Source organism: Stenotrophomonas sp. CCNWLW57 (genome assembly GCF_037203925.1).
GTDB lineage: Bacteria > Pseudomonadota > Gammaproteobacteria > Xanthomonadales > Xanthomonadaceae > Stenotrophomonas > Stenotrophomonas rhizophila_A.
The window spans coordinates 868,312-893,189 of the sequence record NZ_JBBCBJ010000001.1; the positions used below are offsets into that span (position 1 = coordinate 868,312).

At 68.4% G+C, this 24,878-nt stretch carries 22 protein-coding genes; 10 read left to right on the forward strand and 12 right to left on the reverse strand.

Annotated features, from left to right (window positions below):
• Positions 1-54 precede the first annotated feature (54 nt).
• Genes V9K91_RS03800 through V9K91_RS03825 form a run of 6 tightly spaced genes read left to right on the forward strand, consistent with a single transcriptional unit; the run spans position 55 to position 6,792 of the window.
• Positions 55-744, forward strand: coding sequence for an RDD family protein (locus V9K91_RS03800; RefSeq protein ID WP_068854364.1), 690 nt, complete (start codon positions 55-57; stop codon positions 742-744).
• A complete protein-coding gene (locus V9K91_RS03805; RefSeq protein WP_336442720.1) occupies positions 741-1,733 on the forward strand; it encodes a stage II sporulation protein M in 993 nt (330 codons plus the stop codon). Before V9K91_RS03800 ends, V9K91_RS03805 begins: the two co-directional genes overlap by 4 nt.
• Positions 1,723-3,327 carry a DUF4129 domain-containing protein gene (locus V9K91_RS03810; protein WP_336442721.1) on the forward strand — a complete coding sequence of 535 codons (1,605 nt, stop codon included), beginning with the start codon at positions 1,723-1,725 and terminating at the stop codon, positions 3,325-3,327. Before V9K91_RS03805 ends, V9K91_RS03810 begins: the two co-directional genes overlap by 11 nt.
• Positions 3,324-4,499 (forward strand): DUF4350 domain-containing protein, encoded by a 1,176-nt coding sequence (locus tag V9K91_RS03815; RefSeq protein ID WP_336442722.1) that lies wholly within the window; start codon positions 3,324-3,326, stop codon positions 4,497-4,499. The genes V9K91_RS03810 and V9K91_RS03815 overlap by 4 nt, the downstream gene beginning before the upstream one ends.
• The gene (locus V9K91_RS03820) at positions 4,496-5,497 is read left to right on the forward strand and encodes a MoxR family ATPase (protein WP_068854367.1); all 1,002 of its coding nucleotides are present in this window, start codon (positions 4,496-4,498) and stop codon (positions 5,495-5,497) included. The genes V9K91_RS03815 and V9K91_RS03820 overlap by 4 nt, the downstream gene beginning before the upstream one ends.
• A complete protein-coding gene (locus V9K91_RS03825; protein WP_336442723.1) occupies positions 5,494-6,792 on the forward strand; it encodes a DUF58 domain-containing protein in 1,299 nt (432 codons plus the stop codon). Before V9K91_RS03820 ends, V9K91_RS03825 begins: the two co-directional genes overlap by 4 nt.
• A 137-nt stretch (positions 6,793-6,929) precedes the next feature.
• Here V9K91_RS03825 and V9K91_RS03830 read toward each other — a convergent pair whose 3' ends face one another.
• Together V9K91_RS03830 and V9K91_RS03835 are read right to left on the reverse strand one after the other, a co-directional pair.
• The gene (locus tag V9K91_RS03830; RefSeq protein ID WP_095363200.1) at positions 6,930-8,108 is read right to left on the reverse strand and encodes a glutathionylspermidine synthase family protein; all 1,179 of its coding nucleotides are present in this window, start codon (positions 8,106-8,108) and stop codon (positions 6,930-6,932) included.
• A gap of 4 nt (positions 8,109-8,112) precedes the next feature.
• Positions 8,113-8,679: a DUF1190 domain-containing protein gene (locus tag V9K91_RS03835; RefSeq protein WP_095363201.1), complete on the reverse strand. Its 567-nt coding sequence runs from the start codon at positions 8,677-8,679 to the stop codon at positions 8,113-8,115.
• 193 nt (positions 8,680-8,872) lie between these two features.
• Here V9K91_RS03835 and ilvD point away from each other — a divergent pair, with 193 nt between their 5' ends.
• A complete protein-coding gene (gene ilvD / locus V9K91_RS03840) occupies positions 8,873-10,705 on the forward strand; it encodes a dihydroxy-acid dehydratase (protein ID WP_095363202.1) in 1,833 nt (610 codons plus the stop codon).
• 56 nt (positions 10,706-10,761) lie between these two features.
• A complete protein-coding gene (locus V9K91_RS03845) occupies positions 10,762-11,979 on the forward strand; it encodes a DUF418 domain-containing protein (RefSeq protein ID WP_249833293.1) in 1,218 nt (405 codons plus the stop codon).
• A 10-nt stretch (positions 11,980-11,989) separates the two neighbouring features.
• On the opposite strand, the gene dinG is transcribed toward V9K91_RS03845, so the two are convergent.
• The 3 genes from dinG to aroE all read right to left on the reverse strand — a co-directional run bounded on the left by dinG (position 11,990) and on the right by aroE (position 15,389).
• A complete protein-coding gene (dinG, locus tag V9K91_RS03850) occupies positions 11,990-14,092 on the reverse strand; it encodes an ATP-dependent DNA helicase DinG (RefSeq protein ID WP_093532690.1) in 2,103 nt (700 codons plus the stop codon).
• Between the two features lie 107 nt (positions 14,093-14,199).
• The gene (locus tag V9K91_RS03855; RefSeq protein ID WP_307105648.1) at positions 14,200-14,544 is read right to left on the reverse strand and encodes a hypothetical protein; all 345 of its coding nucleotides are present in this window, start codon (positions 14,542-14,544) and stop codon (positions 14,200-14,202) included.
• Positions 14,545-14,546: 2 nt separating this feature from the next.
• A complete protein-coding gene (gene aroE, locus V9K91_RS03860) occupies positions 14,547-15,389 on the reverse strand; it encodes a shikimate dehydrogenase (protein WP_336442724.1) in 843 nt (280 codons plus the stop codon).
• Positions 15,390-15,443: 54 nt separating this feature from the next.
• Here aroE and V9K91_RS03865 point away from each other — a divergent pair, with 54 nt between their 5' ends.
• The gene (locus V9K91_RS03865; RefSeq protein WP_336442725.1) at positions 15,444-16,310 is read left to right on the forward strand and encodes a TolB-like protein; all 867 of its coding nucleotides are present in this window, start codon (positions 15,444-15,446) and stop codon (positions 16,308-16,310) included.
• A 39-nt stretch (positions 16,311-16,349) separates the two neighbouring features.
• Here V9K91_RS03865 and V9K91_RS03870 read toward each other — a convergent pair whose 3' ends face one another.
• The 4 genes from V9K91_RS03870 to V9K91_RS03885 are packed head-to-tail and all read right to left on the reverse strand — an operon-like array spanning position 16,350 to position 18,893.
• A complete protein-coding gene (locus V9K91_RS03870; RefSeq protein WP_093532686.1) occupies positions 16,350-16,622 on the reverse strand; it encodes an SHOCT domain-containing protein in 273 nt (90 codons plus the stop codon).
• Between the two features lie 31 nt (positions 16,623-16,653).
• Positions 16,654-17,643 (reverse strand): porphobilinogen synthase, encoded by a 990-nt coding sequence (gene hemB, locus V9K91_RS03875; protein WP_336442726.1) that lies wholly within the window; start codon positions 17,641-17,643, stop codon positions 16,654-16,656.
• Positions 17,644-17,666: 23 nt separating this feature from the next.
• Positions 17,667-18,584 (reverse strand): bestrophin family protein, encoded by a 918-nt coding sequence (locus V9K91_RS03880; protein WP_336442727.1) that lies wholly within the window; start codon positions 18,582-18,584, stop codon positions 17,667-17,669.
• Between the two features lie 60 nt (positions 18,585-18,644).
• Entirely contained in the window at positions 18,645-18,893 is a 249-nt protein-coding gene (locus tag V9K91_RS03885; RefSeq protein WP_184125975.1) for a hypothetical protein, read from the reverse strand.
• Between the two features lie 200 nt (positions 18,894-19,093).
• Here V9K91_RS03885 and V9K91_RS03890 point away from each other — a divergent pair, with 200 nt between their 5' ends.
• The gene (locus tag V9K91_RS03890; protein WP_068854381.1) at positions 19,094-19,552 is read left to right on the forward strand and encodes a hypothetical protein; all 459 of its coding nucleotides are present in this window, start codon (positions 19,094-19,096) and stop codon (positions 19,550-19,552) included.
• A 108-nt stretch (positions 19,553-19,660) separates the two neighbouring features.
• Here the strand turns inward: V9K91_RS03890 and V9K91_RS03895 are convergent, their stop codons facing one another.
• The 3 genes from V9K91_RS03895 to V9K91_RS03905 form a co-directional block, all read right to left on the reverse strand.
• Positions 19,661-21,460, reverse strand: a complete 1,800-nt coding sequence (locus V9K91_RS03895; RefSeq protein ID WP_336442728.1) for a DUF885 domain-containing protein — start codon at positions 21,458-21,460, stop codon at positions 19,661-19,663.
• Positions 21,461-21,607: 147 nt separating this feature from the next.
• On the reverse strand, positions 21,608-23,836 hold the full coding sequence (locus tag V9K91_RS03900; RefSeq protein ID WP_336442729.1) for a S9 family peptidase: 2,229 nt from the start codon (positions 23,834-23,836) through the stop codon (positions 21,608-21,610).
• A gap of 335 nt (positions 23,837-24,171) precedes the next feature.
• Entirely contained in the window at positions 24,172-24,861 is a 690-nt protein-coding gene (locus V9K91_RS03905) for a glutathione S-transferase N-terminal domain-containing protein (RefSeq protein ID WP_095363210.1), read from the reverse strand.
• Positions 24,862-24,878 lie beyond the last annotated feature (17 nt).

Sequence of the window (24,878 nt, forward strand, 5' to 3'; positions counted from 1 at the left end):
GGAAGCAGTCGAGAACCGCATGCCGTTGGCAGCCGTCCGGAGGGACGCGTGCGCATGAGCGCACCCATGCTGGACACCTACCGTGAAGTGATCACGCCCGAAGGCGTGCCGCTGCACCTGCCGGCAGCCGGCCCGGTGCCGCGTGCGCTGGCCTGGGCCATCGACTTCATGATCCGCGTGGCGGCGCTGATGCTGCTGAGCATTCCGCTCACCCTGCTGGGCGAATTCGGCCAGGGCCTCTACCTGGGCCTGATGTTCCTGCTGATGTGGGCGTACACCATCGTGCAGGAGGCCTGCTGGGGCCGCACCCTGGGCAAGCGGGTGATGAGCCTGCGCGTGGTGGCCCAGGACGGCGCGCCGATCGGCTGGATGGCCTCCATCACCCGCAACCTGCTGCGCACCGTGGACATGCTGCCGTTCGGCTATGCGCTGGGGCTGCTGTCGAGCCTGTTCGACCGCAATGGCCGGCGCCTGGGCGACCTGGTGGCCGGCACCGTAGTGGTGCATGACAGCGGCCGGCCGTGGTCGGCCAGCGTGGCCATCGATACCGTGCTGGCCCCGCCGCAGCCGCTGCAGCCGGCCGAACAGGCGGCGATCATTGCCTTCGCCGAACGCGCGCCGCGCCTGTCCGGCCCCCGCCAGCAGGAGCTGGCCGCAGTGGCCGCGCCGATCAGCGGTGGCCAGGGCCAGGTGGGCGTGCTGCGCCTGTATGCCATGGCCAACTGGCTGCTGGGGCGCCGATGAGGCAGGAACAGTTCGTTGCCCGCTACCAGGCCGAATGGCAGGCGCTGGAACGTTGGCTGGCGCTGCGCGGTGACCGGCCGCGGCATGCGGGCCCTTCGCCCGATGCGTCCGCGCTCAACGATGAAGACATTCCGCAGCACTACCGCCGGCTGTGCCAGCAGCTCGCGCTTGCGCGCAAGCGCGGCTACAGCCCGCAGCTGGTGGCACGCCTGCAGCTGCTGATGCAGCAGGGCCATGGCCTGCTGTACCGCACGCCGCCGCCGCGCTGGCGCCGCGCGCTGGAGTTCCTGCTGGCCGATTTCCCGCAGCTGGTGCGCAGCCAGGCGCGCAGCATGTGGGTGGCCACCGCGCTGTTCGTGCTGCCGCTGGTGGGCAGCTTCGCGGTGATCCAGTGGCACCCGGACGTGATCCACATGCTGATGGACAACGGCGCGATCGCCTCGCTGGAGCGCATGTACAACCCGGCCTCGCCGAACCTGGGCCGCGACAGCGGCACGGACTGGATGATGTTCGGCTACTACATCATGAACAACATCAGCATCGGCCTGCGTACGTTCGCCAGCGGGCTGCTGGCCGGCCTGGGCACGGTGCTGGTGCTGCTGTTCAACGGGCTCACCATCGGTGCGGCGGCCGGCCACCTGCAGCACATCGGCCATGGCGACCCGTTCTGGCGTTTCGTCTGCGGCCATGGCGCGTTCGAGCTCACCGCGATCGTCATCGCCGGCGGTGCCGGCCTGCAGCTGGGCATGAAGCTGCTGGCGCCCGGCCGCCGCCGGCGCATCGATGCACTCGTCGAGGGCGGGGTGATTGGCGCAAAACTCTGCCTGGGCATCGCCGCGATGCTGCTGATCGCCGCCTTCATCGAAGCGTTCTGGTCGTCCATCGCCGCGATCCCGGCCTGGGGCAAGTACAGCGTGGCTGCGGTGCTGTGGACGCTGGTGTTCGTGTGGCTGTGGCGCGGTGGGCGCGGGAGCGGTCATGCGGATTGACCAGCTCAACGTCGCCCTGCGGGCGCGCTCCGAATGGGAAGCGATGGAGCTGGGCACCGCCCTGGTGCGCCGCCATGCGCGCGCCATCTGGCTGCCGGTCATCGCCGTGTCGCTGCCGTTGTTCGCCTTGATCAATGCCGCTGCATGGTGGGCCGATGCGTTCGGCTGGGCCTGGCTGCTGATGTGGTGGCTCAAACCGGTATCGGACCGGATCGCGCTGTATGTGATCTCACGCGGTGTGTTCGGCGACGAACCACGTCCGTTGCAGACCCTGCGCGCGCAGCGGCACTGGGGCTGGAGCGGGTTCTGGGGCTACCTGGGCTGGCGCCGCTTCAGCCCGTTCCGCTCGCTGCTGCTGCCGGTGAACCTGCTGGAAGGCAGCGATGCCTCGCAGCGCAGCGTGCGCCGCCGCGCCGTGCTCAGCGGCACGTTCGGGCATGCCGTGCTGCTCACCCTGATGTGCATGGTGTTCGAGCTGGTGATTGTCAGCGGCTGCATCGCGGCGATCTTCCTGTTCGTGCCGCTGGAACTGCTGTCCGATTCGTGGCGCGCGGCGTGGGAAATGGTCAGCGAAAACATGCCGGCGTGGGCACAGCTGGGGGTGAATGCCCTGTTCTGGCTCGCCGCCACGTTGATCGGGCCGTTCTACGCCGGCGCCGGCTTCGCGCTGTACCTCAACCGCCGCACGGAAATGGAAGCCTGGGACGTGGAGATCGCGTTCCGGCGCATGCGTGATCGGCTGCAGCAGGCCGCGCCGCTGCTGGTCCTGGCGCTGGTGCTGTGCTGGCCGATGGGTGGGCTGCATGCGGAAGAACCTGCGCAGGCGCCGAGCTGCGCTGCACCCGCTGGCATGGATGACGATGCTGGTGATGAGGAAGAAGAAGCATCTGATGCAGTGCCCGCCGACGATCCGTCGAACACCCCGTCCGTGATCTTCGGTGGCACGCCCGACACCGCCGGCTTCCGCCAGGCCGTGCAGCGCGCGTACGAAGATCCCCTGGTGGCGCCCACCCGCGAAGTGAAACGCTGGGAGCGCACCCTGAGCGAGGCCGAGAAGAACAAGAAGAAGGACGATGCGGACAAGAACCGCAATCCGCTCGGGCGCGGCCCGCGCCTGCCCGCGCAGATTGCCGAATGGATCCTGTGGGGCCTGGTCGGTTTGCTGGTGCTGGGGCTGATCGCCACCGCGCCGTGGTGGCTGCGCTGGCTGCGCGGCACCGGGGTGAGGCGGCGCAAGGCCACCGATCCGGTGGTCGAGGAAGCGGTGGAACTGCCCGAGGTGATTCCGCCGGATCCCGCCGCGCGCGCGCGCGACCTGTGGCAGCAGGGCCGGCCGCGCCAGGCGCTGGCGCTGCTGTACCGGGCCAGCGTGGAATCGATGAGCGAACGCGCCGAGGTGGTGCTGCCACCGGGCGCAACCGAAGCACAGTGCCTGCGCGCGTCGCGGCGCATGCCGGTCGAGGCTGACCGCACCCTGTTCGCCCGCATCGTGCGGGTCTGGCAGTACGCCGCGTACGCCGGCCGCCTGCCCGAGCCGGACGAGTTCGACGATCTGGCCACCACCCTGCAGACCCAGTTCCGGTGGCGCGCATGAGTGCCCGTCTGCGCTGGTTGGTGGTGCTGGCCGTGCTGCTGGTGGTGGGCGTGCCATTGGCGATCCTGTTCCTGCGCAGCCATGAACGCGTGGTCCATACCGAGCGCCTGCCGCCGCAGGGCGAGGCCAGCTACAACCCGCTGTACGTGCTGGGCCAGGCGCTGCGTGCCGACGGCATCACCGTGCATTCCAGCCCGCGCCTCGACCTGCCGCGCATGCAGCTCAAGCCGGCCGATACCGTGCTGTTGCTGCAGGACACCGCCGATGTGCCTGCCCCCACCGCGCAGGCGCTGCTGGCGTGGGTGGAACGCGGCGGCCACCTGCTGCTGCGCACGCCGCCGCCGTTCAAGGACGAAGACGCCGCGCAGGGGCCGCTGCTCGACGGGCTGGGCGTGGATACCGCGTACTACGAGAGCAACTGCAAGGCCTTCCACATTGCCGACGACCCGGGCCATTCCGAGTTCTGCAGTGGCCGCCGTTTCGGCGTGGACGTGCCCGAAGGCGTACGTGTCGAACGCGAATGGGGCGATGACGAGGGCCTGGTGTTCTCGCGGCTGCGCAAGGGCAATGGCACCGTCGATGTGCTCTCGGACATGGAGTTCCTGAAGGGCACCCCGCGGGTCTTCAACGCGGATGACCCCGCAGGCAGCCTGGCCGACGGCCTGCACGACATCGCGCACCGCGACCTGACCCGCCACGTGCTCGACCCGAACTACGCCGAAGGCACGGTGTGGCTGATCTACGGCTCGCGCCCGCCCACGCTGTGGTCACGCATCTTCTACCAGGGCTGGCCGGTGTGGGTGCCGTTGCTGCTGGCCCTGCTGGCATGGCTGTGGCAGCGCGCGCAGCGGCTGGGCAGCCTGCTGCCGGCACCCGCCACCGAACGCCGTTCGCTGCTGGAACACGTGCGTGCCAGCGGCGAGCACCTGCTGCGCTATGGCAAGGCACCGCTGTTGTACGACGCCACCCGCCGCGCCTTCCTGGCCCGGCTGCGGCGGCGCGCACCCACCGCTGCCGCGCTCAGCGGCGAGGCGCAGGTGCACGCCATCGCCAGCCTGCTGCAGTGGCCGCATTCCCGAGTCCAGACCGCTTTACAGGTGCCGCCATCGAAGGATGTGGTGGCCCTGCGTGAGCGCATCCGCCTGCTGATCCAGATGAGAAACCTGCTATGACCGACCACTCCGCTCCGCCGCCGTTGTCCCCGCCCGCGCTGACCGGGCAGAGCCTGGTTGAACGCGTCGATGCCGTGCGCGACGCCGTCGGCCGCGCCTTCATCGGCCAGCCCGAGGTGCTCGACCAGATCCTGATCGCGCTGCTGGCCGGTGGCCATGTGCTGATCGAAGGCGTGCCCGGGCTGGGCAAGACCCTGCTGGTGCGCGCCCTGGCGCAGGCACTGGAGCTGGACTACGGCCGCGTGCAGTTCACCCCGGACCTGATGCCCAGCGACGTCAGCGGCCACGCGGTGTACGACCCGAAATCGGAGAGCTTCAAGATCCGCCGCGGCCCGGTGTTCACCAACCTGCTGCTGGCCGATGAAATCAACCGCGCCCCGGCCAAGACCCAGTCGGCCCTGCTGGAAGTGATGCAGGAAGGCCAGGTCACCATCGAAGGCAAGGCGTTCGCGCTGACCCCGCCGTTCCTGGCGCTGGCCACGCAGAACCCGGTCGAACAGGAAGGCACCTACCCGCTGCCCGAAGCCCAGCTGGACCGCTTCCTGCTCAAGGTCATCATCGATTACCCGGCGCTGGAGGACGAGAAGCGGATGGTCGATGCAATCACTACCGGCCGCAGCGCGGCCGACTTTGACCTGTCGCAGGTACCGCGCGTGCTCAACGCCGCCGAGGTGATCGCGTTGCAGCAGGCGACCGCGGCGATCACGGTGGATCCGGAAGTGGTGGACTACGCGGTGCGCATCGTGGCGGCCACCCGCCAGTTCCCTGGCATCGCGCTCGGCGCCGGCCCGCGCGGCAGCATCGCGCTGGTGCGTGCGGCGCGTGCGCAGGCGGTGCTTGCCGGCCGCGACTTCGTCACCCCCGATGACGTGCGCGAGATCGCCCGCCCGGCACTGCGCCACCGTATTGCGCTGGCCCCGGAACTGCAGATCGAAGGCCAGTCGGCCGACGATGCGTTGACCGCGTTGCTGGCCAAGGTGGAAGCCCCGCGCAAATGAGGCCAGGCCCGCTGCTGCTGATACTGCTGGCCGGCTGGGCGCTGCTCGGGATGCCGGTGGCCTTCGGGCTGCTGCCGGTGTCGGCGTGGTGGGCATCCGCAGCGGCGATCGCGGTGCTGGCACTGGTGGATCTGCTGCGGCTGCGCGCACAGCCCTCGCCCACGGTGCAGCGCGAACTGCCGGAGGCGCTGGCGTTGAACGTCGAGCGGCGCACCACGCTGCGCTTCGAGTCCAGCCGCCGCCAACGCGTGGAGGTGTTCGACCTGGTGCCGGGAGCATGGTCGCTGCAGGGCCTGCCGCGTGCATTGACGCTCAAGCCACTGGTGGCCAGCAGCGTGGAGTACACGTTGACCCCGACCGCGCGCGGCCGCTTCGTGTTCGACGGCGTGCACCTGCGCCTGCATGCACCGTGGCGGTTGTGGCGCCAGCGCCGCCTGCTGCCGCCGGCGCTGACCGTGCGCGTGTACCCCAACTTCGCCCCGCTCACCCGCTTCGCGTTGTTCAGTGCCGAACAAGCCTCGCGCCTGGTCGGTGCGCACCTCAAGCGCCGCCGTGGCGAGGGTACCGATTTCCACCAGATGCGCGAGTACCGCATCGGCGACAGCCTGCGCCAGATCGACTGGAAAGCCACCTCGCGCGCACGCAAGCTGATCTCGCGTGAGTACCAGGATGAAAAGAACCAGCAGCTGGTGCTGATGATCGACACCGGCCGCCGCATGATGGCCAGCGAAGGCGGGCTGTCGCACTTCGACCATGTGCTCAACGCGGCGCTGGTGGTGTCCTACCTGGCGCTGCGCCAGGGCGATGGCGTAGGCCTGTTCGCCAGTGGTGGCGAAAGCCGCTGGGTGGCACCCCAGCGCGGCATGGGCGCGATCGACGCGCTGCTGCGCGCCAGCTACGACCTGCAGGCGCAGCCGGTGGCCACCGACTATCTGGCTGCTGCCACCGAACTCAGCCTGCGCCAGCGCCGGCGCTCGCTGGTGATGCTGGTCACCAACGTGCGCGATGAGGACATCGAAGACCTGCTGGTGGCGGTGCGTCTGCTGCAGCGACAGCACCTGGTGTGCGTGGCCAGCCTGCGCGAGCGCGAGCTGGACGTGGCGCTGGAGCAGGAAGTGGAGACGCTGCAGGACGCGACCCAGGCCGGTGCCATCGCGCGCTACCTGCAGCAACGCAACGACGCGCATGAAGCACTGCGCAGCCACCGGGTGATGGTGCTGGACGTGACGGCCGATGCGCTGCCCGGGGCGCTGGTGGAGCGCTACCTCGCCGTCAAGCGTGATGGGTTGCTGTAGGCACGTATCGACCAACGGTCGATACCTACCGGCGGGGTTTGGTGCGGTCGGCCGGACCGGCCGCAGCGCCGGTTTGATCCGGCAAACGGCCGCTTCGCCGGTAGGTCACGACCGTTGGTCGTGACGCCGGTAACCCATCAGACGTAAATCCGCGTTGGTGCTTCGTCGATGATGGCGTGCGGGACGAACCGGGCGCTGTCGCGGGTGATCCGGCTGTCATCTTCGCGGATGCCCATGCCGCAGGCCTGGTCGCCCACGATCCAGCTGCCGATCAACGGGTAACCGCCGTCGAACGACGTGAGCGGATGCGCGGCCTGGCGGATCGCCGGGCCGTTGTACGGACCTTCGCTCTCCTGCCAGCTGCCGTCGGCCAAATGCATGGCCACGTTGGCACCTTCGCGCGAGAACAGCGGCTTGCGCACCCAGCCGGCCGGCAGCGCGCTGCCGTCATCGAACTCGGCCGCCAGCAGGTTCGGGTGGCCACGGTGGCGCTGCCACAGCAGCGGCAGCACGCCCTTGTTGCTCAGGATCGCCTTCCACGCCGGTTCCAGCAGCTGCACGCCCGAGGTGGGCAGCGCCTGCCCGAACGATTCGGTCATCAGGTCTTCCAGCGGGTACAGCTTGAACAGGCTGCCGATCACCGTGTCGTCGAGCGCGGTGAAGCGCCCGTCTTCGGACAGGCCGATGTCTTCGATTGCGATCGCCTCGCCACGCAGCCCGGCCTGGGCCGCGCAGTCGCGCAGGTAGGCCACGGTGCCCTGGTCTTCTTCGGAACTGCCCACGGCACTGAAGTACAGTGGCGGCGGCAACTGCGCCGACAGCTGCCCGAAGCGCTCCACCAGCGCCTCGTGGATGGCGTTGAACTGGTCGGCGTGCGGCGGCAGGCGATTCTGGTTGCGCTGGTCTTCCAGCCACTGCCATTGGAAGAACGAGGCCTCGAACAGCGAGGTCGGCGTGTCGTAATTGAGCTCGTAGAGCTTGGCCGGACCGGTGCCGTCATAGGCGAAGTCCAACCGGCCGTACAGGTGCGGTTCGCCGCGGCGCCAGCTGTTGGCGATCCAGTCGCGGAACGCGGGCGGAATCGCCAGCTGGTCCATCAGCTGTTCGCTGCGCACCACCTCGTCCACCAGTTCCATCGCCATCGCATGCAGCTCGGCGCTGGGGTCTTCGATCTCCTGCTCGATCTGGCGCAGGGTGAAGGCGTAGTACGCGGTTTCATCCCAGTACGGCAGGCCGTCGATGGTGTGGAAGCGGAAACCGGACTCGGCGGCACGCGCGCGCCACTGGCTGCGCTCGTCGATTCGCACACGCTTCATTGCATCAACCGCCGTAGCTGCTGCGGCTGCTGCTGGTGTTGCCAAAGCCGCCACGACTGGCGGTGACGGCGCGGTTCGGGGTGGCGTTCACCGGGGCGAGGCCCGCCTTGCCGGCGCCGATGCCGCTGGCGGTGTTGAGGCCGCCGCTGCCGCCCGGGGCCGGGCGCGCCCAGCCCTTGGCCTTGTCCTGGTAGGCCGGGCTGGCCGCCGGGGCCTGCGCCAGGCCGGCGCCGCCACGGTTGCTGAGCATCTGCGACATGAAGAAGCCCATCATCATCGGGCCGATGAACGAATGGCCGGTGGAGGTCTTCTGTTCCACGCACTGCTCGGCGTTGTACTCGGCTTCGCATTCGGCACGCGAGGCGTACTTGGGGGCCGCATCAGCGGACTGCTTCTGCGCTTCGGCGAACGCCGTGCGGCAGGCGGACGGGTCACCGGTGGCGTCGGTACAGGCCTGCACCGAGGTGTACAGCCCCTCCTGCACCTGCACGGCCTCATCCTTCTGGCACGCGGTGAACAGCAGCGGCGCGGCGCTCATCAGCAGCAGTGCGGTGGTCCTGGAACGTTTCATGGCGGCATGCCCCCTGTGTACGGTTATCGCCTCAATCATGCCTGATCGCCGCCAACAACCAAAACCGGGAAAGTGAAAAAGATGAACGGCGTTTCAGGATCGCCCGTCCGGACGGTTGCAACAGCAACCGGAATTTTTGGGCAGAATCGAGTAGCAACGCGCCCCCACGGCCCGCCAGATCCTGCCAGCCCCCATGCCTGAATACCGCTCCCGTACCTCCACCGCCGGCCGCAACATGGCCGGCGCCCGCGCCCTGTGGCGCGCCACCGGCATGACCGATGCGGACTTCCACAAGCCGATCATCGCCATCGCCAATTCATTTACCCAGTTCGTGCCCGGCCACGTGCACCTCAAGGACCTGGGCCAATTGGTGGCGCGCGAGATCGAACAGGTCGGCGGGGTGGCCAAGGAGTTCAACACCATCGCGGTGGATGACGGCATCGCCATGGGCCACGACGGCATGCTGTATTCGCTGCCCAGCCGCGAGATCATCGCCGACTCGGTGGAGTACATGGTCAACGCGCACTGCGCCGATGCGCTGGTGTGCATTTCCAACTGCGACAAGATCACCCCCGGCATGCTGATGGCCGCCCTGCGGTTGAACATCCCGGTGGTGTTCGTTTCCGGTGGGCCGATGGAAGCGGGCAAGACCCGGCTGGCCGAGCACAAGCTGGACCTGGTGGATGCAATGGTGATCGCCGCCGATGCCAGCGCCTCCGATGAAAAGGTGGCCGAGTACGAACGCAGCGCCTGTCCTACCTGCGGGTCGTGTTCGGGCATGTTCACCGCGAACTCGATGAACTGCCTGACCGAAGCGCTGGGCCTGTCGCTGCCAGGCAACGGGTCGACCCTGGCCACCCACGCCGACCGCGAGCAGCTGTTCCGCCGTGCCGGTCGGCTGGTGGTGGAGCTGTGCCACCGCTGGTATGGCGGCGAAGATGCCAGCGCGCTGCCGCGCGGGATCGCCACGCGTGCGGCATTCGAGAATGCGATGACGCTGGATATCGCCATGGGCGGTTCCACCAACACCATCCTGCATCTGCTGGCGGCCGCGCAGGAAGCGGAGGTGGACTTCGACCTGCACGCCATCGACGCGCTGTCGCGACGGGTGCCGCAGTTGTGCAAGGTGGCGCCGAATACGCCGAAGTACCACATGGAGGATGTGCACCGCGCCGGTGGCGTGTTCGCAATCCTCGGGTCACTGGCACGCGGCGGGCTGCTGCATGTAGATGTGCCGACCGTGCACAGCCGCACCCTGGCCGATGCCATTGCGCGCTGGGATGTAGCGGTGACCGACGATGCGGGCGTGCATGAATTCTTCAGTGCCGGCCCGGCCGGCATTCCGACCCAGGTGGCTTTCAGCCAGGCGACGCGCTGGCCTTCGTTGGACCTGGACCGCGCCGAGGGGTGTATCCGCGATGTAGCAAACGCGTATTCGGCCGAAGGTGGGCTGGCGGTGCTGCGCGGCAACCTGGCCGAGGATGGCTGCGTGGTGAAGACCGCCGGCGTGGATGAGTCCATCCACGTGTTCGAGGGCAATGCGAAGGTGTTCGAAAGCCAGGACGCGGCCGTGCAGGGCATCCTGGCCGACGAGGTGCGGGCCGGCGACGTGGTGGTGATCCGCTATGAGGGCCCGCGTGGCGGGCCTGGCATGCAGGAGATGCTGTACCCGACCAGCTACCTGAAATCGAAGGGACTGGGCAAACAGTGTGCGCTGCTGACCGATGGGCGGTTCTCGGGTGGTACGTCCGGGCTGTCGATCGGGCATGCGTCACCCGAAGCGGCGGCGGGCGGCACGATTGGATTGGTGCGGGATGGCGACCGGATCCGGATCGATATTCCGGCGCGGCGGATTGATGTGCTGGTGGATGCCGCTACCTTGGCGACGCGGCGTGCGGAGCAGGATGCGTTGGGGTGGAAGCCACGGGAGGCGCGTCCGCGCAAGGTGACCGGGGCGCTCAAGGCCTATGCGTTGTTGGCGACCAGCGCGGACAAGGGCGCGGTGCGGGATCTGGGCAAGCTGTAGCTGGACAGCCGGGCTGGGCCCGGCTCTACTGGGTGCCTGTTGATACGCAGCCACGCATGGCGTGGCTCTACGCCATGGGGCCACCCCGCCAATTGTTGACCGATGCGCCGCCGCGACCCCCGCGCCAACCGCTGATCGATGCGCTGCGCGGCTTCGCGCTGCTGGGCGTGTTCCTGGTCAACCTGCGGTTCTATTCGCTGGATGCCTTGCTGGATGAGGCCGCGCAGCAGGCGCTGCGGAGTGCCACGCTGGATCATGTGGTGCGCACCGGGATGGGGTGGCTGCTGGATATGAAGGCGGTGACGATCTTCTCGCTGCTGTTCGGCATGGGCTTTGCCATGCAGATGGAGAGACAGCCCGGGCTGGTTCCGCATCTGCGCCGGATGGGGGCGTTGGCCCTGATCGGGCTGCTGCATGCCACGGTGCTGTGGTGGGGCGACATCCTGCTGACCTATGCCGTCGTCGGCCTGCTGCTGCCGCTGTTCCGGCACCTGGGCAACCGCGGGTTGCTGGTGGCCGGCCTGGTGGCGGCGCTGTTCCTGCCACCGCTGCTGTCGCCGTGGATGCGCGAGTGGGTGCTGACGCTGACGCCGCGCACGCAGATGTATGGGAATGCGCTGGATGCGCTGTCCAGCGGCACGCTCTGGCAGGCGTGGTGGCAGAACCTGGTGCTGGGCGGCTGGGTGCGGCTGACCAACTGGGCCCTGCTGCTGTTCGTGCTGGGCCGCTTCCTGCTGGGCTACTGGGCGGGGCGCCGGGGGCTGTTGCAGCGGCCCGAACAGCACCTGTCGCTGCTGTGGGGCCTGTGCGTCGGCGGCGCGGTGGTTGGGGTGGTGTTCCTGTGCATCGAGGCCGCTGCGCCCGCGCTGAAGGCGCAATGGCCGCTGCTGCGCGATGGGGTACCGGGCTATCTGCTGCGGGTGAGCTACCGGGTGGCACCGCTGGCGCTGGGCATCGCCATCGCCTGCGGATTCGCGCTGCTGTACCTGCGGCCGTGGGCCGAGCGCGGGTTGCGCGTGCTGGTGCCGGCCGGGCGCATGACGTTGAGCAACTACCTGCTGCAGAGCCTGGTGTGCGTACCGCTGTTTGCCGGGTTCGGGCTCGGTATCGGACCCTCGCACGGCCTGTGGCCAGTGCTGCTGGTGGCGGCCATCGTGTTTCCGCTGCAGCTGTGGCTGAGTGCGTGGTGGCTGCGGCGGTATTACTTCGGCCCGGCGGAGTGGCTGTGGCGCAGCCTGAGCGATGGGGAACGGCTGCCGATGCGTCGCGCGTAGCGCGTGCTCGTCAGCCGATGACGCGCTTGAAGGGCGGCAACGCATCGATGATGCGCTTGCCGTAACGGCGGCTGATCAGGCGCGAGTCGAGGATGATCACGCGGCCGGTGTCGGTGGAGGTGCGGATCAGGCGGCCGGCGAACTGGGTCAGCGTGCGCAGCGCGTGCGGAATGGCGATCAGGTTGAAGGCGTTCAACCCACGGCTCTCGAACCATTCGCTCAACGTGGAGGTCTGCGGATCGGTCGGCACCGCGAACGGTACCTGGGTGATCACCACCGTGGTGCAGGCTTCGCCGGGCAGGTCGAGGCCTTCGCCGAACGAGTTCAGCCCGAACAGCACCGAGCCCTCGCCCGCCGAGGTGCGGCGCAGGTGCTCGTCGATCATCTTCTGCTTGGCGGTCTCGCCCTGCACCAGCACCTGCTTGCGCTGCGCGGCCGGCATCAGCTCGGCCACCTTTTCCATCTTCCAGCGCGAGGTGAACAGCACGATGCTGCCCTTGCTCCAGTCCAGTTCCTTGACCAGGTACTTGGCCACTTCCTTCGGGTGCCGGTCGCGGTCGTCCGGTGTGACCGGGAAGTTGGGCACGATCAGCTCGGCCTGGTTGGGCAGGTCGAACGGGGACGCCAGCGAGACCATCTCTGCTTCGTTGGGAATGCCGTTGTCGATCGCGAGCGCCTGGAAATCGCCACCGCCGGTGAGCGTGGCCGAGGTCATCACCACTGAATCCACTTCGTCCCACAGCAGCTTTCGCAGCACGTTGGCGGCCGACACGGGCGAGCCGTGCAGGATCAGGTCACCATCGCGCGAGAGGGTGACCCAGCGCGCGAACGGCGGCTGGCCTTCCTTGTCTTCGCGGCGCCAGGCGGTCCACAGGTTGTGCTGCTGTTCGATCATTTCCAGCGCCATGCCCAGCGTGCGCTGCAGGCGCTCGCGCGCGGCGTCTTCGGGCTTGCCCTTGGCCACCTGCGACTGCGCGGCGTGGGCCCAGTTGAACAGCGCGCGGGTATCATCGGCCAGCGCCTCGATGTCGGCCATCCAGATGTCCGGCAGCCGCCCGTTCGGCGCGCGCCACATCGGTTCCTGCGCGGTCGGGTCCGGTTGCCAGCTGCGGTCGATCACGTCGCGGAACGCGCGCAGCTGCTTGCTGACCCGCGCGGCCACGTCGATGGCTTCGTTGGGCAGCAGGTTGCCCAGCTTGTCCTTGTCCACCGCGCGGTAGGCGGCGGCGATGAGGATCTGCAGGCGGCCGGTGCGCTTGGCCATCTCATCCAGGGCCAGGCTGGCCGCGCCCTGGTCGATGGCCACGTTGCCGATGTGGTGGCCTTCGTCGAGCACCAGCAGCATGTCCGACGGGGGGGCGATCAATGGCTGGCCGTTGTCGCTTTCGCCAATGGACAAGGCCGACAGCAGCAACGCGTGATTGGTGACCACGATCTGGGCGTCGCGCACGGTGTTGCGCGCGCGCAGCACGGCGCACTGGGCGGAGTAGGCGCACTTGCGTCCGGCACAGCCGGAGGCCGGGGTGGTGATGCGCGAACGCAGCGAGGGGCTGATGGTATCCGGCGCGTTGTCCAGGTCGCCGTTCCAGCGGCCTTCGATGAAGTCCTTGCTCAGCTTCTGCGCCAGGTCCATTTCAATCGGCGCCAGCGGGCGGTCGAACAGCGGCTGCTCATCCTCGAACATGCCTTCCTGCGCGCCATCGCCATGCGCTTCGGCGGCATTGCGCGTGCACAGGTAGCGGGTGCGGCCCTTGGCCAGCGCCACGGTGGCCTCCAGGCCGGTGGCCTTGAGGAAGTTCGGGATGTCGCGCTCGACCAGCTGCGACTGCAGCGCCACCGTGCCGGTGCTGATCACCAGCTTTTTCTTCGTGGCCAGCGCAATCGGCACGCCGGCGGTGAGGTAGCCCAGGCTCTTACCCACGCCGGTGGGCGCCTCGACCACGCCTACCCCGCCGCTCTGCGACAGCGCACGCGAGACCACGCCGATCATCTGGCTCTGCGAACGCCGCGTGCTGAAGCCGGGGGTATTGGCCTGCAGCTTGGCGTAGGCATCGCGGATGACGGTCTTGAGCTCGTCGTTCAGCGCGCGCGGGGCTTCAACTTTTTCGGTCACGCCGGGGAGGTCCTGCCTGGATCAGGCGGGTATTTTCTCATGCTCCGGGGTCCGGACCGGCGCGGTTTTTTCCGCGCCGGTTCAGATCCGTGACCGGGGTCGCCCGGTCAGGCCGCCGGGGCGGCGCGGTTGCGCAGCGCACGGGTCATCGCCCACACCAGCAGCACCGTGGCCAGGGCATCCACCAGGCCCAGCGCGAAGTGGCCGCCGCGCAGCCAGTACGACAGCATCTGTACGTTGCCGTAGTCGCCGGTCTGGACCAGCCAGGTCGGGACGATGTTCAGCGCCAGCCCGCCCAGGGTGCCGGCCAGCAGCAGGCCCAGCGCCCACAGGGCGACACTGCGGATGGCGCCGCGCGGGGTATCCACCACCCACACCAGCGACACCGCCAGCGCGATCAGCACCGGCAGGCGCAGCGCGGCCATGCCCAGCAGGCTGAGCAGCAGGTCCATGTTCACGCTTCACCCGCCAGCACGTAGTTCGCGCGCAGCTCGTCATAGACCGGGCCGGTTTCCGGACGCACCTCGTGCCACTGCTGGAAGCTGGTGGCGGCCTGCTCGACCAGCATGCCAAGGCCGTCGACGATGTTGCGGCACTGTGCCGCGCGGGCCCAGGCCAGGAACGCGAAGGAGGCCTCGCCATAGTTCAGGTCCACGGCGGTGGTCATGCTGTTGACCAGTGACAGCGGCAGCTTGAACTCTTCATTGCGGTCACGGCCCGCGGACGTGGCATTGACGATCAGCTCGAAGTCGCCGAGTTCGTCCATGCGGTCCCAGTACTGTGTCAGCACGCGGCCGGGCTCGCCGATCGCATCGCTCAGCTCGTCGGCACGCTCGGGGGTACGATTGACCACCACCAGTTCGCGGATGCCGGCATCCAGCAGCGCCGGGGCGACGCTGCGTGCCGAGCCGCCCGCGCCCAGCAGCAGCACGCGGCGGCCGCGCAGGTCCAGGCTGTGGCGGTCGGTGAGGTCACGCACCAGGCCTACGCCGTCGGTGGTGTCGCCGTGCCAGTAGTCGCCCTTGCGCAGCAGCGTGTTGACCGAACCGGCCAACTTGGCGCGCGAAGTGAACGTCTTGCACAGCCCGAAGGCGATTTCCTTCAGTGGCGCGGTGACGTTGGCGCCCACGCCACCGTCGGCGGCGAACGCCTCCAGCGCAGCCGGGAAATCGGCCGGCGCCGCTTCAATGGCGCGGTAATCCAGCGCGATGCCTTCCTGGCGGGCGAACGCGGCGTGGATGTGCGGCGACTGCGAGTGGGCGATGGGCTGGCCGAATACGGCGTAACGGGCGGTCATGGGTGTCTTAAACTCCGGGCCTGGATTGAAACGCAAACCCCAATGGAAGCGACTATGCGCACTCCCTTGTCTCTGCTCGCGCTGAGCCTGAGTTTACTCTCCGCACCGGGCGCGATGGCGCTTTCCGAGTTCGGCATCGAAGGCATGGGGGTGGTGTCGACCAAGGCCAACGAGGCCCAGGCGACCATCGCGCCGGATGGCAAGCGCATCATCTGGGCCAGCGACCGGCCCGGCGGCGCCGGCGGCTGGGACCTGTGGCAGGCCACGCTGCGCGACGGGCGCTGGCAGGACCCGGCGCCGCTGGCGTTCAACACTGCCGGGGATGAGGTGGATCCGTTCTTCAGCCACGACGGGGCCTGGCTGTACTTCGCCTCCAACGGCGGCAGCGGGCGCGGTGGGTTCGACCTGTATGGGGTGATGATCCGCGAGGACGGCAGCTTCGGCACCGTGCTGGCGATGCCGGTGACGGTCAACACGGCAGCCGACGAGCGCCGCCCGGCGCTGCGGCCGGATGGGCAGGTGCTGCTGTTTGCCCGCAATGGCAAGGGCACCCAGGGTGGGTTCGACCTGTTCGTGGCGACCGCGCAGGGCCGGGGTTTCAACGCCGCGACGCCGCTCCCGGCGCCGCTCAACAGCGCGGCCGACGAGCTGGGCGGTGATTGGCTGGGCAATGGCGGGGCGCTCGTGTTTACCCGCGTGGCCGGTGGGCATTCGCAGGTGTGGCAGGTGGGCTGCGACTACGGCGCGGCGGCGGTGCCGCTGGGGTTGTCGTTCAATACCGCCGACGGGCAGACCGGTGCGCCGGTGGTGGATGCGTCCAAGCCCAGCGAGATGGTGGTGGCTGGGCAGGCAAAGTCGCCGAAGGCCGGCGGGTTGGATCTGTACAGGTTGCGCACACCAGCGGTGGCTGGCTGCGGGTAAGGATGGTAGGTACCGACCGTTGGTCGGTACGCTTTTCCTTCAGTACGCGCGCAGCAAGGCGGCGCGCTGCTCTTCGTACTCGGTTTCGCTGATCTCGCCGTTGTCCTTGCGCTGGTTCAGCGCGGCCAGCTGGGCCTGCACGGCCGGCGGCAGGTTGGCTTCGCGGGCCAGGCGGGCGGCGGCCGAGGGTTGCTCGGGCGCGCGGCGGGCGGCACGCAGCACGCCGCGGATGACCAGGCCGATCACCACCGCGAACACCAGCACGCCGGTGCCCCAGGTCAGCCACTGCACCCATCCCATCGTCTGCATCATCCTGCTCCTGTCTGCGTGTTGACGCGTATTGTCAGCGTTCGCGCAGCCAACGCGCCACCTGCGGTGCGAAATAGGTCAGCACGCCATCGGCACCGGCGCGCTTGAAGCCGATCAGCGACTCCAGCACGCAGGCGCGTTCGTCCAGCCAACCGTTGGCGAAGGCCGCTTTCATCATCGCGTACTCGCCGCTGACCTGGTACGCGAAGGTCGGCACGCCGAACTGCTGCTTCACCCGGCGCACCAGGTCCAGATAGGGCATGCCCGGCTTGACCATCACCATGTCCGCGCCCTCTTCCAAGTCCAGCGCGATTTCGCGCATGGCCTCGTCGCCGTTGGCCGGGTCCATCTGGTAGGTCTTCTTGTCGGCCTTGCCGAGGCTGGCCGAGCTGCCCACCGCGTCGCGGAACGGGCCGTAGAACGCCGAGGCGTACTTGGCCGAATAGGCCATGATGCGAACGTTGACGTGGCTCTGTGCGTCCAGCGCGCGGCGGATCGCGCCGATGCGGCCATCCATCATGTCCGACGGCGAAATGATGTCCACGCCGGCTTCGGCGTGCGAGAGCGACTGCTTGACCAGCGCGGCCACGGTGATGTCGTTGAGCACGTAGCCCTTGTCGTCGATGATCCCGTCCTGGCCGTGGGTGGTGTACGGATCCAGCGCCACGTCGGTCATCACCCCCAGCTCGGGGAAGCGCGATTTCAGCGCTCGGATCGCCCGCTGCGCCAGGCCGTTCTCGTCCCAGGCGGCGGCCGCATCCAGGCTCTTGCCGGCCGGGTCGATCACCGGGAACAGGTCGATCACCGGAATGCCAAGTTCCAAGGCTTCCTCGGCCACTTTCAGCAGCTCATCGATCGACAGCCGTTCCACGCCCGGCATCGAAGCGACCGGCGCTCGGCCGGCCAGCTCGTGCACGAACACCGGGTAGATCAGGTCGTCGGTGGTCAGCGTGTTTTCGCGCATCAGCCGGCGCGAGAACTCGTCGTGGCGCATGCGGCGGGGGCGATAGTCGGGGTGGGCCATGGGATGCTCCAGACAATATTCGGTTACTGCAGCAGGTAGCGCTGCGGTTGCAGGGGTTCCGGCAGCGGGCGCACGCCCAGGCTGTCGAGCAGGTCGATTTCGATGGTGCGGACCATCGCATCCAGCGGCAGGTCGTTGGGTTCCAGCCCGAACGGTTCTTCCATTTCCTCGCCCAACTGGTCCAGCCCGAAGAAGGCATAGGCCAGCACCGCTGACACCACTGGAGTGGCCCAGCCCAGCGAACTGGCCAGGCCGAACGGCAGGAGCACGCAGAACATCCACGCGCAGCGGTGCAGCAGCAGGGTGTAGGCGAACGGCAGCGGGGTCAGCAGGATGCGCTCGCAGCCGGCCTGGATGCTGGACAACGCATGCAGGCGGGTTTCGAACTGGGCATACAGGATGCTGTCGACCTCGCCGGCATGCAGCGCGGCGGTGGTTTCCACCGCGATCATCGCCAGCAGCTGGTCCGGCACGTTCTGGCGTTGCGCGTAGCGCTCGCGGTCGGCCTCGGTTACCCAGGGCAGCCCGGCCAGCGCGGCGTCCTGCCCGCGCAGGCGTGCGGCCAGTGCATGTGCGAAGGCGATGGCCAGGCGGCAGATGCGGTCGGCGCGCGCCGGCTCTCCGGCCAGCAGCGTGCTGCACAGCCGCGCCAGGCTGCGCGATTCATAGATGAGCTGGCCCCACAGCTTGCGCCCTTCCCACCAGCGGTCGAAGCAGGCGTTGTTGCGGAAGCTCAGGAAGATGGACAGCACCAGGCCCAGCAGCGTGAACGGCGCCACCGACACACGCTCGATGCCCGGCGGGTGGGCCAGTTCGGCGAAGGTGGCCACCGCGACGGCCAGCACGAAGATGGCGGCCACTTTCGGCGCGATGGCAGGCACGATGGAGCCGCGCAGGATGTACAGCAGCTGCCAGCCGTGTGGGCGGGGACGAATGATCATGGGGCGGTCATTCTACGCCCTTGCCCGCGACATCCCGGCAGGTGCGACGGGGTGTCGCAGTCAGAGGATCCCGCCGCCGATGGACAGGCGGACGATGCCCACCACCACCACGACCGCGTTGAGCAGCAGGCCGGTCCACGCGCGGCCGCGTTTGGTCGGGTGGGTGAACAGGATGCCCAGCGCGCCGATGACCGCACCGACTGCGGCGAACGGGATCAGGAACCAGTTGCCCCAGCCCAGCAGCGGGATCAGGGCCAGGATCATCCACAACAGGGCCACGACGCCCCACAACAAACTGATCAATCCCATGCCCCGCTCCCCTTGCCTGAAAATGCTGGCGGCAGCGTAGCGACCCCCGCGCCAGTGGCGCGTGATGGCGGCGGCAAGATCGGGATGCGGCAGGCTCACCCCGGCGGTGTTAACGTTCGCCAGAACGGGGTTGGCGCCGATTCAGTGGCCGGCCCGGATGATCCAGGCGCAGGCCGACCAGGCCAAACAAGGGTGAACCCATGAACATTCGACTCCTTCCGCTGCTCGGCGTGCTGCTGGCCGTGACCGGCTGCGCCAGCACCTCCAAGGTGATGCTGGGCCAGACCCGTGCACCCACCGATCCGGCGCTGGTTCAGATCTATTCCACTCCACCGCCGGGTTCGATTGAAATCGCCCAGCTGGAGTCCACCAGCGCGGCAGGCTTCGGCACCCAGGGCCAGACCGATGCGGCGGTGATGCGGCTGAAGAAGGAAGCGGCCGCGCTCGGCGCCAACGGGGTGATCCTGATGGGCGTGGAGTCCAGCAGTTCGGGCGGCGGCCTGTCCGTAGGCGGCGGCAGCTACGGTTCGCACAGTGGCGGCGGCGTGGGCATCGGCATTCCGACCACGCAGAAGCGCGCGGCCGGCGTGGCCATCTGGGTTCCCAACCCGCCACCGGCGGAGCGCCTGCCGGTGCAGACGATCACCCCAACACGATAACGCAGCGCGTCACCGTGCCCCCGGTAGCGCCGGCCGTTGGCCGGCCCTCAGGGAACCTTCTACCGCTTGGGCCGGCCAACGGCCGGCGCTACCGGTTTTCCGGCACCGTTACCGGTGCTTGGGGATGAACACCTCGTTGACCGCCTTGGCCAGCTGGTCCGGCGGGAGCAGGCCCTGGTCGAGCAGGAAGTTGTTGAAGGCCAGGCGGTCGAACTTCGCGCCCAGCGCCAGTTCGGTCTGCATGCGCAGTTCCAGGATCCGGGTGTAGCCGTAGAAGTAGCTGCCCGCCTGGCCCGGCGACCGCACCATGTAACGGTCCAGTTCCTGGGTGGCCATGGCCTGCGACAGGCCCACTTCGTCGATCAGCACGCGCTCGGCCTTGGCCCGGTCGATAAGCCCCAGGTTGAGCATCGGATCAAGCATCGCGCGCGCGGCGCGCAGCAGGCGGAACTGCAGGGCGATCAACTGCCCGTCCAGCGGCTCATACGGCACCATTTCGGCTTCTGCATACAGCGCCCAGCCTTCCACGTTGACCGAATTGAACGCGAACATCGTGCGCGCCAGCGATACGCCGCGCTCCACCATCGCGGTGAACTGCAGCTCATGGCCCGGGCGACCTTCGTGCGCGCTCAGCGTCCACGCGGCCGAGCCGAAGTTGAAGTCGTCATACTGCGCGGCCTTGTCGCCGGCGGCCGGGTTGCCCAGCGGCAACACGAAGGTGCCCTGCTGGCCGGTGTTGCCCACCAGCGGCGCCGGCAGGAAGTGCGGGGCCGGCGAGGCAGCGCTTTCGGCGGCCGAGCCCAGCCGCATCTGCATCGGGCGCTGCGGCACGTCCACGATCTTCTGGGCGCGGATGATCGGGTCGATCGCATCGATCACGCCGCGGTAGTGGTGCTCCAGCTGGTCGTTGGCGATCTTGTCACCCTTCAGCGCGCGGATCACTGCCACCGGGTCGGTCGGGTCGGCCACCTTCAGGCCCTTGGCCTTCACCACCAGCGGGGCCAGCTGACGCATCGCCGAACGCGTTTCCATGAATTCCAGCTGCGCACGCTGCATCAGCAGCTTCGGGTCGATGTCGATGCCCACGCGCTTGAGCTGGAAGGCGTACAGCGGCTCGGGCAGGCGCGCATCGGCACGTGCCTTGGGCAGCACCTCCGCCTTGGTCCAGTCGCGGTACTCGCGCAGCTGGGTGGCGATGGTCTTCAGCGCTTCGTCGGCGCCGGCGACCTTGTACTTGTCGAACAGCTTTTCGATGCCGGTGATGTAGGTATCGACGTTGGCCAGCGACTGCTCGACCTCGATCTTCGTCGGCTGCAGCAGGGTCTTGTCGGCCAGGCGCTCTTCATAGCGCTGGCGCGACAGCGTGGTGATGGCGGTGGTGCCCGGCGCCAGGCCGGCATACGCCTTCAGGCGGTCCAGCGCCTTGGCGCGGCGCTCGGCCGGCACCTGGTCGGACAGCAGCAGGTTGATGCCGCTGAACACCGTCTGCGGGGTATCGCTCCACGGCAGCAGGTACTTTTCGTTGAGTTCGCTGCCTTCGATGTTCTCGTCGGCGGCGGCGATCATGATCGCCAGGTCCTGGCGCACGTTCGGGTCGCGCTCGCTGGCGAGCTTTGCCTTGAGCTGGTCGCGCGCCTTGGCCATCGCGGCGCGGTAGCGCTTGGCGTTGTCCGGCCCGAAATCGGCCACCTTGTCGTCGTAGCCCGGCACGCCGAAGAAGCCGGTCTCTTCCGGCTGGAACGGGCCCTGCGCATCGAGCAGGATCTGCGCCAGTTCGTTGCTGCGGGTCACCCAGGCCGCACTGGCCGGGGCCTTGGTGGCGGCAGGAGCGGCAGCGAAGGCCGGCGGCGCACTGAGCGCGGCGGGGACGGAAAGGGCCAACGCGACGGCAAGGGCAAGCGGCTTCATGCAGGACTCCAGTGAGCGGGTGCCTGCGACCCTACGCACTCGGGGAGGCAGCGGCAATCGGCCGGAGGTCATGGCCGCCGCCCGGCGGGCCCCCGCCCGCGCCCCACCGGCACTGACGGCGCCAGGTGGGGCTCCCGGAAGCGTGCGTTACGGCTTGAGGCAGCGGCCCAGGAAATCCTCGGCCAGGCGGTAACGGTGCAGCGCGTTGCTGCCCGACAGGCCGTGCTTGGCGCCCGGGTAGGTCATCAGTTCGAACGGCTGGCCGCGCTTCTGCAGCGCGCTCATCAATTCGGTGGAATTGGTGAACAGCACGTTGTCGTCGGCCATGCCGTGGATCAGCAGCAGGCGCGAGCGCAGGCCGTCGATGTGGGCCAGCACCCGCGCTTCTTCATAGCCCTTGGCGTTGCGCGCCGGCAGGTCCATGTAGCGTTCGGTGTAATGGGTGTCGTACAGGCCCCAGTCGGTAACCGGCGCGCCGGCCACGCCGCAGGCGTACTGGTCCGACGCCTTGGCCAGCAGCATCAGGGTCATGTAGCCGCCGTTGGACCAGCCCTGCACGCCGATGCGCGCCGGGTCCACCCACGGCTGCTGCTTGAGCCATTCCACGCCCTTGAGCTGGTCGGCCACTTCCACCGTGCCCTGCACGCCGTACAGCGCACCGCCGAAATCGCGGCCACGGCGCGGGGTGCCGCGGTTGTCCAGCGAGAACACCAGATAGCCCTGCTGGGCCAGGTACTGGTTGAACAGGTGGTCGCCACGGCCGGGCCAGCTGTCGGTGACGGTCTGGCTGGCCGGGCCGCCATACACGTACACCACCACCGGATAGCGCTTGGCCGGGTCGAAGCCAGCGGGCTTGATCAGGCTGTAGTTCAGCGCGGTGCGGCCGTCGGCCGCGGTGAGGGTGCCGAACTCCACCGGGCGCTGCGCATCCAGGTAGCGCGCGTACGGGTGGCTGGGATCTTCCAGGTTGTTCTCCACCAGCGTGGCGATCTTTTCGCCATTGGCACGGTGCAGCGCGATCTGCGGCGGCGTGGTGGTGTTGGACCAGCTGTCCACGTACACGCTGGCGTTCTTCGCGAAACTGGCGCTGTGCATGCCCGGTTCGCTGGACAGGCGCTGCAGCGCCCCGCCCTGCAGCGGCACGGCGTAGAGCTGGCTTTCGCGCGAGGAATCCACCCCGGCGCGGAAGTAGACCTTGCCGGCGTCTTCGTCCACGGCCAGCAGTTCGTCCACCGGCCAGTTGCCGCTGGTGAGTGCGGTCACGCTCTTGCCGTCATCGGACACGCGGTACAGGTGCTGGAAACCGCTGCGCTCGGACGACCACAGGAAACCGCCCTGCTTGAGGAAATGCAGGCTGTTGTGCAGCGGCACCCAGGTCGGCGACGTTTCAGTGACCAGGGTGCGCTGCTTGCCGCTTTCCAGGTCGGCCTGGATCAGTTCCAGGGTCTTCTGGTCGCGCGACTGGCGCTGGAAGGTGAGGTGCTGCGGGTCGCGCCAATCGACGCGGGCCAGGTAGATGTCCGCGTTGCGGCCCAGATCGACCCAGCGCGCGGCGGCATCGGCGCGCGGGGCGATCACGCCCAGCTTGACGGTGACGTTGTGGTCGCCGGCGGCCGGGTAGCGCTGTTCGATCATCTCGATGCGGTCGGCGTACATCTCATAGCGCTTCTGCACCGGCACCGGCGATTCGTCGATGCGCGCAAAGGCGATGGCCGAGTCGTCCGGCGCCCACCAGTAACCGGTGTGGCGGTCCATTTCCTCGTCGGCGACGAATTCGGCCACGCCATTGCCGATGGTCTCGCTGCCATCGCGGGTGAGCTGGATCTGGCGACCGCTGGCCAGGTCGATCACCCACAGGTTGCGGTCGCGCACGAAGCTGACGAAGCCGCCCTTGGGCGACAGCTTGGCATCGGTGGCGAAGCCCTCACCGTGGGTGAGCTGGCGCACGGCGGCCTGGCCCTGCTTGTCCAGGTCGTACAGATACAGTTCGCCGCCCAGCGGGAACAGCAGGGTGCGCGCGTCGGGCGACCACTGGTAATCCACGATGCCGGTCATGGCGGCAATGCGCTGGCGCTCGCGGCGGGCCTTCTCGGCATCGCTCAGGGTTTCATCGCCGGGCAGCACCACCTTCGAATCGACCAGCAGGCGGGTCTGGCCGCTGGCGATGTCATACGCCCACAGGTCCAGCTGGTTGCGGTCGGCCTCTTTGCCGCGCAGGAAGCTCACGCGCGAGCCATCCGGCGCCACCTTGGGCTTCATCAGGGTCGGGCCGGACAGCGGCAGCGGCCCGGTGATGGCATCCAGGGTGAGCTTTTCGGCGTGGGCGATGGTGGTCGAAGCGAGCATGAGGGCGAGCGAGGCAACAAAGTGGCGCATGGAAGGGTCCGGCGACGGCAGGCGGACATCCTAACGCAGGCGGCTGGGGGCGGCCTCGGAATCGGTCGCGCTGTCTGACGGGTCCCTTGGTTGGGGGAAAACGTCGGGACGGCGGCAGCGAGCCGCGTTGGATCGGTTTCGGATGACTTCGTCCGGCCAACGGCCGGGGCTACGAATTTTTACGGACGAATTGGGATTGGGATCAATCGACCATGGGGCCCATCAGAATCGGGGACCATCCGCCGTGACCATTGGGATCAGGGCGCATGCGCCGGTCGCGCCGGCCGTTGGCCGGCCCAGGTGGTGCCGGCCATTGCGATGTCACCCGACCCGCCTCAGCGCTGGCCGAACAGGTGCTTGCGCTCTTCGTCGGACAGCGGCTTGCCGGCATCCGGGTTGACCTGATGCTTCAGCGCGTAGGCCCGCTGGGTCGCCGGGCGCGCGGCAATGGCGTCGTGCCAGCGCTTCAGGTTCGGGAACGCGGCGAAATCGGGCGGCAGCTTGTCGTACGCGCCGATCCACGGGTAGCTGGCCATGTCGGCGATGCTGTAATCATCGCCGCCCAGATAGGGGCTGGTGGCCAGGCGCTTGTCCATCACCCCGTGCAGGCGGCGCACTTCGTTGCCGTAGCGCTCGATGGCATACGGAATCTGCTCCGGCGCATACACATTGAAATGGCCCATCTGGCCGCTCATCGGGCCCAGCCCGGCCATCTGCCAGAACAGCCATTCCAGTACCGCCACCCGGCCGCGGGTGTCGGCCGGCAGGAATTTCCCCGTCTTCTCGGCCAGGTACAGCAGGATCGCCCCGGACTCGAACACGCTCTGCGGCGCGCCCCCGTCGGTGGGCTGGTGGTCGACCAGCGCCGGCATCTTGTTGTTGGGGGAAATGGCGAGGAATTCGGGCTTGAACTGGTCGCCGCTGCCGATGTTCACCGGCTTGATGGTGTACGGCAGGCCCAGCTCTTCCAGCAGCAGGGTGACTTTGTGGCCGTTCGGGGTAGGCCAGTAATACAGATCGATCATGACAGGACCCAGCGGTT

Bases quoted from the DNA above. Each gene is read 5' to 3' on its own strand.
- V9K91_RS03825 (WP_336442723.1), top strand. From the start codon at position 5,494: ATGAGGCCAGGCCCGCTGCTGCTGATACTGCTGGCCGGCTGGGCGCTG.
- V9K91_RS03830 (WP_095363200.1), bottom strand. From the start codon at position 8,108: ATGAAGCGTGTGCGAATCGACGAGCGCAGCCAGTGGCGCGCGCGTGCC.
- aroE (WP_336442724.1), bottom strand. From the start codon at position 15,389: ATGACCGCCCGTTACGCCGTATTCGGCCAGCCCATCGCCCACTCGCAG.
- V9K91_RS03815 (WP_336442722.1), top strand. From the start codon at position 3,324: ATGAGTGCCCGTCTGCGCTGGTTGGTGGTGCTGGCCGTGCTGCTGGTG.
- V9K91_RS03865 (WP_336442725.1), top strand. From the start codon at position 15,444: ATGCGCACTCCCTTGTCTCTGCTCGCGCTGAGCCTGAGTTTACTCTCC.
- V9K91_RS03885 (WP_184125975.1), bottom strand. From the start codon at position 18,893: ATGGGATTGATCAGTTTGTTGTGGGGCGTCGTGGCCCTGTTGTGGATG.
- ilvD (WP_095363202.1), top strand. From the start codon at position 8,873: ATGCCTGAATACCGCTCCCGTACCTCCACCGCCGGCCGCAACATGGCC.
- V9K91_RS03900 (WP_336442729.1), bottom strand. From the start codon at position 23,836: ATGCGCCACTTTGTTGCCTCGCTCGCCCTCATGCTCGCTTCGACCACC.
- V9K91_RS03895 (WP_336442728.1), bottom strand. From the start codon at position 21,460: ATGAAGCCGCTTGCCCTTGCCGTCGCGTTGGCCCTTTCCGTCCCCGCC.
- V9K91_RS03905 (WP_095363210.1), bottom strand. From the start codon at position 24,861: ATGATCGATCTGTATTACTGGCCTACCCCGAACGGCCACAAAGTCACC.
- V9K91_RS03855 (WP_307105648.1), bottom strand. From the start codon at position 14,544: ATGGACCTGCTGCTCAGCCTGCTGGGCATGGCCGCGCTGCGCCTGCCG.
- V9K91_RS03845 (WP_249833293.1), top strand. From the start codon at position 10,762: ATGGCGTGGCTCTACGCCATGGGGCCACCCCGCCAATTGTTGACCGAT.
- V9K91_RS03820 (WP_068854367.1), top strand. From the start codon at position 4,496: ATGACCGACCACTCCGCTCCGCCGCCGTTGTCCCCGCCCGCGCTGACC.
- V9K91_RS03880 (WP_336442727.1), bottom strand. From the start codon at position 18,584: ATGATCATTCGTCCCCGCCCACACGGCTGGCAGCTGCTGTACATCCTG.
- V9K91_RS03890 (WP_068854381.1), top strand. From the start codon at position 19,094: ATGAACATTCGACTCCTTCCGCTGCTCGGCGTGCTGCTGGCCGTGACC.
- V9K91_RS03810 (WP_336442721.1), top strand. From the start codon at position 1,723: ATGCGGATTGACCAGCTCAACGTCGCCCTGCGGGCGCGCTCCGAATGG.
- V9K91_RS03800 (WP_068854364.1), top strand. From the start codon at position 55: ATGAGCGCACCCATGCTGGACACCTACCGTGAAGTGATCACGCCCGAA.
- V9K91_RS03835 (WP_095363201.1), bottom strand. From the start codon at position 8,679: ATGAAACGTTCCAGGACCACCGCACTGCTGCTGATGAGCGCCGCGCCG.
- hemB (WP_336442726.1), bottom strand. From the start codon at position 17,643: ATGGCCCACCCCGACTATCGCCCCCGCCGCATGCGCCACGACGAGTTC.
- V9K91_RS03870 (WP_093532686.1), bottom strand. From the start codon at position 16,622: ATGATGCAGACGATGGGATGGGTGCAGTGGCTGACCTGGGGCACCGGC.
- V9K91_RS03805 (WP_336442720.1), top strand. From the start codon at position 741: ATGAGGCAGGAACAGTTCGTTGCCCGCTACCAGGCCGAATGGCAGGCG.